Origin of the sequence: Solibacillus sp. FSL W7-1436 (assembly GCF_038007305.1) — a bacterium.
Lineage (GTDB): Bacteria > Bacillota > Bacilli > Bacillales_A > Planococcaceae > Solibacillus.
Genome location: NZ_JBBOWV010000001.1, coordinates 2,945,185 through 2,958,593, shown reverse-complemented (window position 1 = coordinate 2,958,593; position 13,409 = coordinate 2,945,185). Strand labels below are relative to the sequence as shown.

The 13,409-nt window shown below is 37.1% G+C and carries 18 protein-coding genes and 2 riboswitches; of the genes, 7 read left to right on the top strand and 11 right to left on the bottom strand.

Features of this window, described 5'->3' with window-relative positions; translation table 11 throughout:
* Window position 1: 1 nt before the first annotated feature.
* On the bottom strand, window positions 2-760 hold the full coding sequence (gene cobK, locus MKX73_RS14490; protein WP_340718911.1) for a precorrin-6A reductase: 759 nt from the start codon (window positions 758-760) through the stop codon (window positions 2-4).
* A gap of 8 nt (window positions 761-768) precedes the next feature.
* Window positions 769-2,433, bottom strand: a complete 1,665-nt coding sequence (gene cobJ, locus MKX73_RS14485; protein WP_340718057.1) for a precorrin-3B C(17)-methyltransferase — start codon at window positions 2,431-2,433, stop codon at window positions 769-771.
* 143 nt (window positions 2,434-2,576) lie between these two features.
* Window positions 2,577-2,763: riboswitch (cobalamin riboswitch) on the bottom strand.
* A gap of 417 nt (window positions 2,764-3,180) precedes the next feature.
* A riboswitch (cobalamin riboswitch) is annotated at window positions 3,181-3,355 on the top strand.
* 122 nt (window positions 3,356-3,477) lie between these two features.
* Here cobJ and MKX73_RS14480 point away from each other — a divergent pair.
* The 5 genes from MKX73_RS14480 to MKX73_RS14460 are packed head-to-tail and all read left to right on the top strand — an operon-like array spanning window position 3,478 to window position 6,286.
* Entirely contained in the window at window positions 3,478-4,221 is a 744-nt protein-coding gene (locus MKX73_RS14480) for an energy-coupling factor ABC transporter permease (protein WP_340718056.1), read from the top strand.
* 1 nt (window position 4,222) lies between these two features.
* Window positions 4,223-4,510 (top strand): energy-coupling factor ABC transporter substrate-binding protein, encoded by a 288-nt coding sequence (locus MKX73_RS14475; RefSeq protein ID WP_340718055.1) that lies wholly within the window; start codon window positions 4,223-4,225, stop codon window positions 4,508-4,510.
* Window positions 4,497-5,276 carry a cobalt ECF transporter T component CbiQ gene (cbiQ, locus tag MKX73_RS14470; protein WP_340718054.1) on the top strand — a complete coding sequence of 260 codons (780 nt, stop codon included), beginning with the start codon at window positions 4,497-4,499 and terminating at the stop codon, window positions 5,274-5,276. Before MKX73_RS14475 ends, cbiQ begins: the two co-directional genes overlap by 14 nt.
* A 10-nt stretch (window positions 5,277-5,286) precedes the next feature.
* On the top strand, window positions 5,287-6,150 hold the full coding sequence (locus MKX73_RS14465) for an energy-coupling factor ABC transporter ATP-binding protein (protein WP_340718053.1): 864 nt from the start codon (window positions 5,287-5,289) through the stop codon (window positions 6,148-6,150).
* Window positions 6,143-6,286, top strand: a complete 144-nt coding sequence (locus MKX73_RS14460; protein ID WP_340718052.1) for a hypothetical protein — start codon at window positions 6,143-6,145, stop codon at window positions 6,284-6,286. The genes MKX73_RS14465 and MKX73_RS14460 overlap by 8 nt, the downstream gene beginning before the upstream one ends.
* A 224-nt stretch (window positions 6,287-6,510) precedes the next feature.
* Here the strand turns inward: MKX73_RS14460 and MKX73_RS14455 are convergent, their stop codons facing one another.
* From MKX73_RS14455 to MKX73_RS14420, 8 genes are all read right to left on the bottom strand, one after another.
* Entirely contained in the window at window positions 6,511-7,077 is a 567-nt protein-coding gene (locus MKX73_RS14455; protein ID WP_340718051.1) for a copper resistance CopC family protein, read from the bottom strand.
* 300 nt (window positions 7,078-7,377) lie between these two features.
* Entirely contained in the window at window positions 7,378-7,509 is a 132-nt protein-coding gene (locus tag MKX73_RS14450) for a hypothetical protein (protein WP_340718947.1), read from the bottom strand.
* Window positions 7,510-7,888: 379 nt separating this feature from the next.
* On the bottom strand, window positions 7,889-8,761 hold the full coding sequence (locus MKX73_RS14445; protein WP_340718050.1) for a S16 family serine protease: 873 nt from the start codon (window positions 8,759-8,761) through the stop codon (window positions 7,889-7,891).
* Window positions 8,762-8,781: 20 nt separating this feature from the next.
* Window positions 8,782-9,579 (bottom strand): DUF2785 domain-containing protein, encoded by a 798-nt coding sequence (locus MKX73_RS14440; protein WP_340718049.1) that lies wholly within the window; start codon window positions 9,577-9,579, stop codon window positions 8,782-8,784.
* Window positions 9,580-9,581: 2 nt separating this feature from the next.
* Window positions 9,582-9,986 (bottom strand): acyl-CoA thioesterase, encoded by a 405-nt coding sequence (locus MKX73_RS14435; RefSeq protein ID WP_340718048.1) that lies wholly within the window; start codon window positions 9,984-9,986, stop codon window positions 9,582-9,584.
* 14 nt (window positions 9,987-10,000) lie between these two features.
* Window positions 10,001-10,444, bottom strand: coding sequence for a GNAT family N-acetyltransferase (locus MKX73_RS14430; RefSeq protein WP_340718047.1), 444 nt, complete (start codon window positions 10,442-10,444; stop codon window positions 10,001-10,003).
* A gap of 122 nt (window positions 10,445-10,566) precedes the next feature.
* The gene (locus MKX73_RS14425; RefSeq protein ID WP_340718046.1) at window positions 10,567-10,803 is read right to left on the bottom strand and encodes a hypothetical protein; all 237 of its coding nucleotides are present in this window, start codon (window positions 10,801-10,803) and stop codon (window positions 10,567-10,569) included.
* Window positions 10,804-10,815: 12 nt separating this feature from the next.
* The gene (locus tag MKX73_RS14420; protein ID WP_340718045.1) at window positions 10,816-11,583 is read right to left on the bottom strand and encodes a class I SAM-dependent methyltransferase; all 768 of its coding nucleotides are present in this window, start codon (window positions 11,581-11,583) and stop codon (window positions 10,816-10,818) included.
* Window positions 11,584-11,859: 276 nt separating this feature from the next.
* Between MKX73_RS14420 and MKX73_RS14415 the strand changes: the two genes are divergently transcribed.
* Window positions 11,860-12,072 carry an alpha/beta-type small acid-soluble spore protein gene (locus MKX73_RS14415; RefSeq protein WP_008406565.1) on the top strand — a complete coding sequence of 71 codons (213 nt, stop codon included), beginning with the start codon at window positions 11,860-11,862 and terminating at the stop codon, window positions 12,070-12,072.
* 185 nt (window positions 12,073-12,257) lie between these two features.
* Here MKX73_RS14415 and MKX73_RS14410 read toward each other — a convergent pair whose 3' ends face one another.
* Window positions 12,258-12,458 carry a cold-shock protein gene (locus MKX73_RS14410; RefSeq protein ID WP_191701229.1) on the bottom strand — a complete coding sequence of 67 codons (201 nt, stop codon included), beginning with the start codon at window positions 12,456-12,458 and terminating at the stop codon, window positions 12,258-12,260.
* A 338-nt stretch (window positions 12,459-12,796) separates the two neighbouring features.
* Between MKX73_RS14410 and MKX73_RS14405 the strand changes: the two genes are divergently transcribed.
* Window positions 12,797-13,360 carry a DUF4256 domain-containing protein gene (locus MKX73_RS14405; RefSeq protein WP_340718044.1) on the top strand — a complete coding sequence of 188 codons (564 nt, stop codon included), beginning with the start codon at window positions 12,797-12,799 and terminating at the stop codon, window positions 13,358-13,360.
* Window positions 13,361-13,409 lie beyond the last annotated feature (49 nt).

The window sequence follows — 13,409 nt, the reverse complement described above, 5'->3', positions numbered from 1 at the left end:
GTTATTTGCCTCCTAATTTTTCAAACACTTTCTCGAATGAAGTGCATACATTTTCATATTGGATTTTTGGTCTTTTAATTAAAATAACGGGAATCCCAAGCTCTAAAGCCGCCTCCATCTTCTCGTCGACCGATCCGACTTTTCCGCTTTCCTTTGTAATAATGAGCGTTGTGCTGAATTGCTCGTAAAGCGCTTTATTCAATGCTTTAGAAAACGGTCCTTGAATTGCGATAATATCGCGCTGTTTCACACCAAGTGCATCGCATTTATCCATATTCTCTTTATTTGGCAGCATCCGGCATACGAGACGAATATTTTCGTTCTGTAATAATTGCTCTGTAAAAACGGCAAGCGTTTTACTGCCTGTCGTCAACATAACTGTTCCTGAATGTGCGGATGCAACAATTGCCGCTTCTTTATATGTTTCCACTTCCGTCACGAGCGGATTTACATAGCTCTGCTGAGGACGTTCATATCGGATATAGGGAATACCCGTTAAATCTGCAGCAGCCATCGCTGTTTTTGAAGCCTCTTCTGCATACGGATGACTTGCATCCACAACCGTTGTTACGTGTCGTTCTTCGATCAGTTCCTTCATTTGCTGCTCATTTAAACGGCCGACATGATACGGAACTTTCGCTTCCTGTAGACTTGCAGCAGCAGAATCCGTAACAACAGTCGCTACCAAATCATAGCCAGCTTTCATTAACTGAACCGCCAGCTCTCTTGCATCACTTGTTCCTGCTAGAAATAAAATCATCAGTTCACCTAATCTCCACAAGGGGCTTCTTCCACTTTAATTTTGCATGACATGTCGACATAATTGAAATTCAGTATTTTCTTCACACGTTTGAAATATTTGAAGAAACGTTCATTCGGATGCGCATGTTCTTTATAGTCCGCAACAATGTCTGTTAGTAAAGGAATCAGTTTTTCCGGATCGATTCCTTCTAAAACAGGTTGTGCGGCATGAGCTGTTCGTCCTACTGGCTTGGAACCGATAAACAAATCGAACTTTTTCTTGCGGTATACAATACCGATATCATCAAAAACCGCGCGATAACATGCCATACCACATCCATTAAAACCGACGTGCAGCTCTTTCGGCATTTTAATGCCACCGAGCGTTTCCATGATCTGTTCGGCATATGGAATGGATTCCGCTTTTTCCCCGTAACAGAAATCACACGCCTTGACGATTACTACGTCACCGACCGGTTGAACGAGTAAACCTGTTTGTTCCACTGTTTTGACCAGTTTTTCAGGCGAATCGGTCGGTACCTTCAGTACAAGACGGTGGTCAGGCGTATACTCCATCGTACCTCTTTCTCCGACAACCTCTGCCAATGTAATCATTTGATGGGGTGTAATCATTTTATTGGCAACACCCGGTGATACAGCAAACTCAAAGATGGATTCCACCTGTTGCTGCACTAAAAAAGGGTTTTCTTCAACTTTTACAGCAGATGTTTCTTTATGTACGAGCGTTAGTGCTTCATTTGCCAGCTGTAATGCATTTGCTTTAATATCCGCTGCTGGTTCAACTGTTTTTTTCTCGATTGCTACAATTTTTTCATACCCGGTCTTCGATTCACCCGTTTCCTGATCCAATGCCCATGGTTCCGCTTCTTTTTTCAATCGCTGGTGCGGTTTTAACAGCTGTTTTTCATCACCTAATGTATATTTTCGCTGATAGCCGCGCGGTGTAATGATTTTATTGTCATAGTAAAATGTTGAAGAGTTCCCCACGACGACCGTTGTCAGCATTCCGATATCATGTTCCAGCATCTCTGCCAATGTTGTTAACACAATATCCTGTGTATCCCGGTAAGCAGCTTTTACTAGTCCAACAGGTGTATCAGGAGAACGATACTTCAGCAAAATACGCTGTGCTTCAACAATTTGTCTTGTGCGTCTGCCGGATTTCGGATTGTAGAACGCAACGACAAAGTCTGCCATTGCAGCTGCCTCAATCCGTTTTTCGATGACCGTCCACGGTGTTAAGTGGTCACTTAAACTAATTGTGCAAGAATCATGCATAACAGGAGCGCCTAGTAAACTTGCACAGGAGTTAATCGCAGATATTCCCGGAACTACTTCCACTTCAATGCCTTCTTTTGCAGTCCAGCCCTTTTCGATTAATACTTCGTATACGAGCCCTGCCATTCCGTATACACCCGCATCCCCACTGGAAATAACAGCAACTATATGACCGGCTTCAGCCTGTTTTACAGCTTCCTGGGCACGTGATACTTCCTCTGTCATTCCTGTACTGACAATGGTTTTCGCCGTCACTAAATGCTCGATCAGTTCCACATACGTCTTATAGCCCATAATATGGTCACTTTGCTGTAGAGCATCGACTGCGCGTTTTGTTATATGCTCCCGATCTCCAGGACCAAACCCTACAACAAAGATTTTTCCTTTTTGCATGTTAACACCCTCCATTTAAAAAATAAAAAATGCCCGTACCTCTCGTCAGAAAGAGGTACGGGCATGTGAAATTAATACTTAAGAAAGTATAGAAAAACACAAAAACAATTACTTGTTTCGCCTATACTTCTCCCTCCGAAAAGTAAGTATCGTTCGAATAAGCAGGTTTCCTGGCTTAAGCTTCCTTTTACTTTCACATCTTCCCATCATTACGACAGTGATTCATTGTGATTTCATCAGCTATTACAGTAGCGGGGGCTGCATTAGTCTTTCACTAATTTCCCTTTTACCTTACAAAAATCTGTAAGCACTTATTCAAATTGCAAATTATTAAATTATTATAAAATTAAAAATAACATAGTCAAATAAAAAATGATAGGGTAATTATTACCTCATTAATCTTTTTCAGCATAAATGAAGCGGTTATAATTTGTGAATTAAGTGGTTCGTACATAAATTTACTAGTTAACTAATCAAAGTTTGTCGATTATTAATTATTCATTTTTTATCCAATTACACTATCTCAATTAGCAATTTTTCAGTTGATAGGAATAGTCTCTTGTTCCCCCATCTAGTAATTCTTTATACGTTGAACCATTCAAAAGGATTATACAATATTCCAGAAATATCCACACACAAGCGAGAATTAATTTATCTACAATGTTTACATCCAAAACCGAATAGACGAAGTATTCAAAAAAATATCGTGACAATCCAAAAAACAAGTGATAATATTTCCAACATGGTGACAATTGAATGATTTTTGGTGCTTTTTAAGCTTAATAGGGAAACCGGTGCGATTCCGGTACTGTCCCGCAACTGTAACTCGGAGTATTGCATAACACGCCACTGCATTTTTTGTGGGAAGGCTTGTAATACATTGAAGAGGAGTCAGGATACCTGCCAAAAATGACTGATTCAGACCTACGAGGATAGGTGCGTGAAAATAAGCGCTTGACGCTTGTTTTTTGTAATGCACTTTTACTCTGAAAAGTGTATTTTTTTGTGCACTTTTTTCATCAAAAAGAAAAAGGAGTAAAAAACATGAAACAATTATTACCAAAACTTGCTTACTTCGGTATCGTTCTGTTATTTATACCGAAACAAGCATACGCCATGCACATTATGGAAGGATTTTTACCAATCGGATGGGCACTATTCTGGTTTGCTCTATGTTTACCGTTCCTGGTAAAGGGCCTACAAGTAATTCGTCTAGTCGTAAAAGAAAATCCGGAAAGCAAGCTACTACTCGCGCTTTCAGGTGCTTTTACATTCGTATTGTCTGCTTTAAAAATTCCATCGGTTACAGGCAGCTGTTCTCATCCCACAGGTGTTGGTTTAGGTTCAATTTTATTCGGACCGTTTGTGATGAGCGTCTTAGGTTCAATCGTCCTATTATTCCAATCCGTTCTACTTGCACATGGTGGACTTACAACATTAGGTGCGAATATTTTCTCAATGGCCATTGTGGGTCCTTTTATTGCTGTTGGTGTTTTCAAACTCGCGACAAAATGGGGGTTATCCTTTAGTGTAGCTGTATTTTTAGCGGCAATGCTTGGTGATTTAGGTACATATGTAATGACATCTGTTCAGTTGGCATTAGCCTTCCCTTCTGAAGCAGGCGGTATTTTAGGATCATTCCAGAAATTTGCGGGCATCTTTGCACTAACACAAATTCCGCTCGCAATTAGTGAAGGGTTATTAACGGTTATGATTATGAACTTCCTGCAAAAATATAATATGAGAGAATTAGTTCAACTACGGATTTTAAAGGCAAAGGAGAGCTAACATGTTTAAGAAAAATTTACTTTTACTCACAGGTGTGATTGTTTTAGCAATATTACCATTACTATTTTTACAGGATGCAGAATTTGGCGGTGCCGATGGGGAGGCAGAAGTAGCCATTACCGAGATCGCAACAGATTATGAACCTTGGTTTAGCGCTATTTGGGAGCCACCAAGCGGAGAAATCGAAAGTCTATTATTTGTTCTACAAGGTGTGATAGGTGCGTTAATTATCGGTTACTTTATTGGCTACATGCGCGGGAAACATACAAAAGACCATGCTAAACATTGATTTTATTGCCAGTCATAATGCATTATTAAAGGTTGCAGCCAGCCAAAAAATGACGTTTGGCTTAATTACTTTATTACTTGTCACATTTTTACGAAATAACAGTTTTTCCATTTGGACACTGCTCTTCATGAGCGGTGTCATTATATTTTACGCAAAAATCCCAATGAAAATATATATTACATTACTATTTGCACCAATCGGCTTTGTTTTAGCAGGTATGCTCGCCATTGTCTTATCCATCACTTTTACACAGCCGATTCCAGCTGCGGCATTATGGCAAAGTTCACTTTTTACGTTGCAGTTCTTTATTTTACCGAGCGATATACTACGGGCCATCACTATCTTTTGTACTGCCGTCAGTGCAACAAGCTGCTTGTATTTCTTAATTTTAACTACACCAATATTTGAAATCAGTCCGGTACTTGCACGATTAAAAGTGCCTACTATTGTGATCGAATTAATCGAACTGATGTATCGCTTTATTTTTTTATTTTTGCAGACTGTTATGCAGCTTTATACTGCACAGCATGCTCGTTTAGGCTATCGTTCATATAAAAAAAGTTTTCAATCATTAAGCCTACTGATTAGTGCACTATTTCGGACAATTTTTTTCCGCTATCAAGCCTTGTCAGATGCAATGGTTGCACGGAATATTGAGCAATTTATTCTCCCACAGCATTTCACAACGACAAAAACCTGGGACTTAAAATTTACAGGCATGGCACTGATTTTTACTTTGATGAGTTTCGCCATACTTGTACTATAAGGAGTTTATTATGATAGAAAGCTATTTTACTTTTGATCATGTATCTTTTCGATACAGCGATGGTACCGAAGCATTAAAAGACATTTCATTATCGATTCCAAAGGGGAAAAAAGTCGCGATACTAGGTGAAAACGGTTCGGGTAAATCAACCTTTTTTAAATTACTTATTGGACTTGAAAAGCCTACTAGTGGTGAGATTCGCTTTTTAAATGAGCCTTTAAATTATAGAAAAAAACAACTAATCCACCTGCGTGAGCAAGTCGGCTTTATTTTTCAAGAAGCAGATAATCAGTTATTTGCATCTACGGTAAAACAAGACATTTTATATGGTCCCATTAACTTAAAATGGCCATATGAAAAGATTGAGCGTCATGTGTCAAACGCGATTGAATTAACGGAACTGTATGATCTAACTGAACGTCCGATTCACTTCTTAAGCGGTGGGCAAAAAAAACGTGTAACGATCGCTGGTGTTTATGCAATGGATCCTAACATTTATATTTTAGACGAGCCTACAAGTAGTTTAGATTTCTATTTTTCTAATCAACTCACAAAATATTTAAATGAACTACAAAATGAAGAGCGCACGTTTTTGTATTCGACACACCAAGTCAATTTAATCTATGAATGGGCCGAATACTTTATCGTATTTCATAAAGGACAGATTTTGTATTCGGGGCACAGAGATGCACTTTTTATGGATACAAAACTGCTGGAAACTGCACATATTGAAAAGCCTTGGCTCGTTCAATGCTATGAAAATATGTTGAGAGAAGGACTTATTCAAGTACAGACAACACTCCCCCGCTCTATGAAAGAATTGATGAGTCTTTTAAAAAAAATTCTTACTATTGAGGAGGTTTTAGATGAATAATGATTTAAAGCAATCGGCTGAACCACAGGAAAACATGCTTCTATTAGAGGATAACTTCGACGATGATCCAGAAACTTGCTTTATACAATTTATAACAAATATTGAAAATGATAATTTAAAAATGACGAAATTGTAATTAAGATAAAACAAGCTGACGTCGGTGAGTAACCGGAGCCAGCTTTTTCAATATACCATTAATTTTCAATAAGACTGGGTAATCTTTTCAATCGGAACCCAAAACTCAGTATATAAACAAATTTCATTCACAATAAATAAAGCTGAAGTTAAGAAACTGAGTCTAAATTATTTCAGTACAAAAAAAGTCGTAGTTTATTCATCCAAATAAACTACGACTTTCCTTTATTTTTTTCTACGAGATAATACTGCGACTACTACGATTAAAATGAGCGCAATAAATCCAACAACAGCCCAATTCATAGAAGATGATTCTTTCGTTTCTTTTTCTTGAATTGTTTCTTGGGAACCTACTTGTTCTTCATTTGACACTGTTTCTTCTACAACTTCAGTTTCATCTGTCTGAGACGATTCCTCTTCGTCTACAGGTACTTCATCAATATTCACTGTAAAAGTATAATTACCTGTTAAAGGGTGGCCATCTGAACTGATAATCGCCCAATCAACCTTGTATTCATCATTCGGGAGTGGATTAGCAAGCGTACCGATCAATTGTTTCTCGCCAACTACAATTTCCGATATTTCAATTAAATCACCATTTGAAGCATAAATCTTCATAAGACTACCTTGTTCAATAGCATCTTCAAAATTTAGCACTACCTCTGTCAAAGCTTCTGTTACTACTTCACTATCTGCAGGAGTTGTTTCACCAATATGTGAATGGGCAAATGCATATGTACTTAGACTAAATGTAAATAAAATAGCTGTTATGGCCGTTATGAATTTTTTCATTAAAACTTATCCTCCCTATTAAAAATTTAATATTTTATTACCGTCTAAATTATATAAAGGCGTGTCGCTTCTATCAATCATTCTATCCTAACTTCAATTCAATAATAATATTAAATGTTAACAACCTGTGAATATTTACTTTGCTATTAGAATAAATGTACTTATTGATTCAAATTTCCACATAAATAATTTATTCAGCCCCATTGCAAAATAAGGTGGAATTTTATAAAGTATTTCTTTCCTATTATGCACTAAAAAAGTGTTTAGAAATATTTTTCCTAAACACTAAAGAACCATAATCTAATTATGTGAATTTTGACTTTCTAATGCAGAGCTATCATAAGCAATTAAAGTTATATTAAATTTTTCCTCTAGCTGTTTTATTTCTTTGAGCTGCTCATCATTTAGTTCAGCGAATTTTGTTTCTCCCAAAATAATCACATCCTTTTCACTAGTACTAATTTAAGTGTAGGAAATTATTTATGATTTATACTTTAATATTTCGAATAGAACTTACAGTATTAACGCTATTATCCATATTATTCAAATGCTAATATTCTATCAGGGAAGACACTCGCTTATTAAATGGTAGAGGCATGATTTAATACCGGCATTATCATGACAGTTCACTTTATGTAAATGACTAATAATCTTGCCCTCTATTCACAGCTTTAATTTTAAAAAAGAGCAAAGCAACAATGGGTTCAGATCATATACCTACAACGCTTTCCGCTAAATCTTAAAATCTTCCCGTATCCCCCAAGTAAATTAAAAAAACGCAATCCGACTTTTCAGCACATGCGAGCACCGGTTAGTCGTTATTAATTCTCATGATTTCCTTTACAGCATTATCAATAGATGCCACCGCAATAATGTTAATATTAAGCTGCTCAACTTTTTTTACTTTCTTCGCTTCTTCTTCATTTTCCACAGGTAGAAAAATATGAGAGAAACCGCTTTGTTCGGCAATCAAAGTCTTTGCTTTTATCGAACCTATTTCCTTCACATTTCCTTTGCTATCAATCGCTCCTGTTACGGCAATCGGAACTTTATTGTTGACTTCACCTTTTTCAATAAGGGCGCTTAACACAGTGGCAAGTCCTGCGCTATCACCTTCTATATCTTCTCTTTCTAAAAATCGATTTATGGCAGAAGAGCTCTTCGATAAATAGGTAATGACATTTTCCTTCATCGTCTCAAAATGTTTCTCGGCGGGACGTACATAACTTAGTAATTCTTCATTTTTTGAACGGTACCGGGTTTTATTCGTGACAATTTCCGCATCCAAAACTTCTTTATTCGTTGAAAATTCCACAGTATGAATTAAGTAGCCCAAATCTGTTATATATGGTGTTTCAATAACTTCTACTGCCAATACATTGATACCTGAACCTTCCACAATTTCAAAAGGCTCATTATATGAAATAAGAAAATAAGTATATTTTTCATAATCAATCAGACGGCTTTCAAATATAGTTAATAAAGCCAGTATATAAAATATCGCTAAAAAAGCAGCTTTCAACTTCTTGTCATTCCGGTAAAGAAAAAAACCGAAAATTGAAATACCTAAGCCGACTATAATAAAAATAATAAATTGATAACCGTTAATCTTACCGAAATAATACGCGAGTAAGCCTGTTATGTATAAAACGAATGGCAGTATCACTAAAGAAATGCGTTTCAATTTTTCAGCTCCTTGCTAAACTACAATTGGTCTTTCAAAACAATCCATTTGGCTGTTTGTGTACATTTGGTTGATCTTAATAAATGTCTTAATAATGCTTTCTCAAATTGCTTCACATTCCACTCAGAACGGTATTTCTTATGCCAATCTTCTACTTCTATGTAATGCAATTCTTTTAACCACGTTAATAGTTGCTCATCCGTCAGTCCCTTTTCCAGTAATGCATCAATGACCGGTAACATGCGTTCATCTTCCTCATCGATTAAAGCGTATTCAGTATGAAGGCAGCTTTTTAAACTTTGTAATGCTCTGTATACTAATTGGGAATCCATCATTAATGGATGTCTAATCGCTTCTGCTAATAAGTCACTTCCATGTGCAACCGCATGAGCCCAGCCCTTCGTATTGTCGAATCCCCGGTAATCCTTCTCAAGTAATAAATATTGAATACTCCGGTGAATAGCCTCAACAATGAGTTCTTCAGGCAAACTTCTATTTTCACGATCTTTCTCTAAAATAAGGGTGATAACAAGTGCCGAAAACGATCTCGTAAATAAATCATCAGAAGGATCATTGTCTGTAATATTTAAATAAAGATGCGCGTCATCCAAACATGTTTTTAATATGGTAATTAATTGTTCTTCAGTAAATTGCTCATTCAGAATTAATTCGCAAAATCCCCGATAAATTAAGTTGTCACGTAAATAGCCATCCGGATTTCCAATATTTTTTAGCATGAACTGGATTAATTCGTTAAAATCAATTAAATCCAGATTAATCGACTTTTTTACAATTCCTTCCAATTGTTCTTTCATCATATTTATTGCTCCATTTCAAAAAGCTTCTTTAATGGATCAGGAATTTTCGCAATTCTTTTCTTTTCTAAATTGAAAAAGCATCCTGATTGTTTTCCGATGCAATGGATATGCTTTTCCGTTGTAATTTCGAGCTCCATTTCCCAACTTGATTGCCCGATTTTTACCATCCAGCAACGTCCGACCGGTTTATCGAAAATTGTTAAAGGGGCTTTATATTCAATCTCTGTTTTCATCAAGATCGGGGAGATTTGCACTGCCATCATTTCCGCCAATGAGTAATGCTCATTTAAAAAAGCCATCCGTAAATCCTCAAACCATCTTACATATACAATATTACTTACAATGCCCATTGCATCGATATCATAGGCGTTTATTTGAATCGGTTGTTCTGCTAATAATGTTCTCACAATTTGTCTCCCCCTTATTTCCCCTCTTCATAACGAACCATAGTCCAAAAACCGATATCCTCAAATCCAATCCGTTTATAAATGCGTCCGGCAGCCGGATTATCATAGAACAGGCAAATTGATTTTCCTTCATCGAGCAGGTCTTGGCAAAGTTTTAACATGCAATGTGTCGCATATCCCTTTTTCCCGTAACCTGGTCTCGTACCGACGCCTACAATCATTGCAGACTGAGAATTTTCCGCTGTTGTTGATGCTGAAGAGACCATCACACCTTGTTCATCACGAATAATATAAGTACGCCCTGTTTTAAATTTTTCCGCGCGCTCTCTTCCTTCAACACTAAATGTACCCGTTGAAAATTCGGGAATCGATTGGAGCATTTCAATATTTTCTGCGTACTCACCTGGCTGTAAATACGTCACATTTGAAAAATCCAATTCAGCAGTCGGAACCGTCAATTTTGTACATTTTGCATAATACGTTTCACTGTCCCGTCGAATACCGCGGTCAATCCATTTTTTTAATGGAGCGACTAAATGCTGTAGTCCCGATATTTCGATCCGACCTCGGTTTTCGTTGATTATTTTTGCAACCCTTCGACATCATAATTCCCTTCACTATACGGGATATAGTTCTGATCATAGCGCAGTAATATCGCTTTTAGCTGATTACCTTCAAATTGCCCCCATAAATCCTGGATATCAGATTCCATCCCATATGCCTCAATATCACCGATGATAAATAAATTTTCCGCCGGCTTTTTATTTACAAGTGTCATTGTAATTTCAAGGTCCTCATTTGTTAACTTTCGGATCATTTTTCTTGCCTCCTATAAAATACGTTTTCGAGCCTTCACGATAAAGGTCGTTGGAAAGTGACTTGCTTTATGAAGAGAATAATACTTTTCGGAATACGGAATTTCTTCACCTTTTGAATGTACCGGAATATCACTTTCAATAATTTCTACAAGTTCAAAGTCTACTTTTAAAAGTGCGTTTATAAATGTCGTCATTTTATATTTCGGTATTTGCATTGGCGCATCTTCCCCTTTAAATGACGTTGTTTCAATATAACCTTCACGCTGGTAGGAATCCGTTAAAATAAACTGATGGTCACGGCATTTAATTTGATAATAGAAAGGGTGTTCCCAGCTGAAAATGAACTCGCCGCCTTCTTTTAAGTAGCTGTGAATTAACTTAAACGTTGCCGGAAGATCACTTGACCAGCCAATCGCATAAATGGAATACACTAAGTCAAAATAATTTTTCGGCAGACCGATTTCTTCTTCCATTGGAGCCGTAAATAAGATTGCCTCGATGCCGTTTAACGTTTTCTCCGCCAGATCCTTTTGGGCACTCGAAAAATCAACACCCCAAAGCTCCTTTGCTCCATTGTTGTTCATATATAAAAGAGAATGGCCGCTTCCAAATCCAACTTCCAGCACTGTTTTCCCGGCAACATCTCCGATTAAATTCAATTCATCTTCTGTTTGTGCTAAAGGTCCATAGCTTGGCAACGCATCTCCTCCAGCAAAATGCTTCGCTACAATATCCCAGCTTTTTTTATTGTTTTCGATAATTGAATTCAATACTGTCATTCCTTTCGGCAACGATTATGTACGATGACAAATCAATACTAGATGTCCCAATTAAACCACTTTATTCCATATGTTACAATCCGACAATTTTTCTAATTTGCTTTAGGTACGGTGCTTTCTATCCTGTGTGATCTATTGTTTATCGATGATAATCGTAATTACAAAAACTTCACCATTTTATAAAAACGTTACCAATTGAACTGTAAATTACCTATTCCTGATATGGTATGAAACTTTCTTCCCTGTGCATTCTAATGTCATAAGGAGGCGATAACAATGGCAAACAACAACAGCTCAAACAAATTACGTGTACCTGGTGCACAACAAGCAGTTGACCAAATGAAGTACGAAATTGCACAAGAGTTTGGTGTTCAATTAGGACCAGACGCTTCAGCACGTGCTAACGGCTCTGTAGGTGGCGAAATTACGAAACGCCTAGTACAGATGGCGGAGCAGCAATTACGCGGAAATTCAAACAATCAACAATAATTAACGAGAAGGAAGCGCTACAAATTTGTAGCGTTTTCTTTTCATTTTGGCTTTTAAAGAAGTTTGCATACATAATTGACTATTTTAAATGAAACTTTTACAGCTTCCTACGACAGTATATAAATTCAGCCACAAAAAAACTGCATCCCATATTTGGGATGCAGTTTATCGTTGCAGCTTTAAAATTAAAGTTTTACGATGTTTGTAGCTTGTGGGCCACGTTGACCGTCTTCGATTTCAAATTCAACTTTTTGACCTTCGTCTAAAGATTTGAAACCGTCGCCTTGGATTGCTGAGAAGTGAGCGAATACGTCGTTTCCGCCTTCAACTTCGATAAATCCAAAACCTTTTTCTGCGTTAAACCATTTTACTGTACCTTGTGTCATTTAAATGACCTCCATTTAATTAAATTTAATAAGATCACAATTCCTCATAAAGAAAAAAATTCACATATTACAAAAAGTACTAAATAAAACACGAATACATTTTGTAATAGGTGAATTTATTGTTGTGCTTGTAACATTTCTTATTAACCTTAGTATATACCATATTAATTCATTTGTCTACACATATTAACCAATTCAATTTTGTGCAAATATAATTATGATGCAATCTATTATTGGAAGTAGATTTATTTAGTATGAAAATTAGCCATCAGTAGACATTATTCTCAAAACTACAGTATCATTAAAGACATCAACTACTTAAAGAGGTGTTCTCTATTATGGCAGCTAAAAAAGTATTAACAAACGAACAGCAAGAACAACTTCTTTCAACATTGAAAGCACGCTTTTTACAGCATATGGAACGTCATCCGAATATTGATTGGGAAAATGTGCAGACAAAGCTTGAAGCAAATCCGGTAAAACTGTGGTCTCTTAATGAAATGGAACGTACAGAAGGTGAACCTGATGTCGTAGCATATAACCATGAAACGGATACCTACACATTTATGGACTGCTCAGCTGAAAGCCCTAAAGGACGCAGAAGTATTTGTTATGACCAGGAAGCGTTGGATGCGCGCAAGAAAAACAAACCGGAAGACAGTGCGATGAATATGGCCGCGACAATGGGAATTGATATTTTAACGGAAGTCGAATACCGCTCTTTGCAGCAACTCGGGAAATTTGATTTAAAAACATCGAGCTGGGTTTTGACACCTCCGGATATTCGTAGACTTGGCGGAGCGATTTTCTGCGACCGACGATACGAAACAATTTTCATGTACCATAACGGTGCGGACTCATACTACGGTGCACGCGGATTTAGAGGATCCCTTACTGTTTAGTTTAACGTTACCAACTAGAAACAAGCCGTTGTCATACTTTCTGACAACG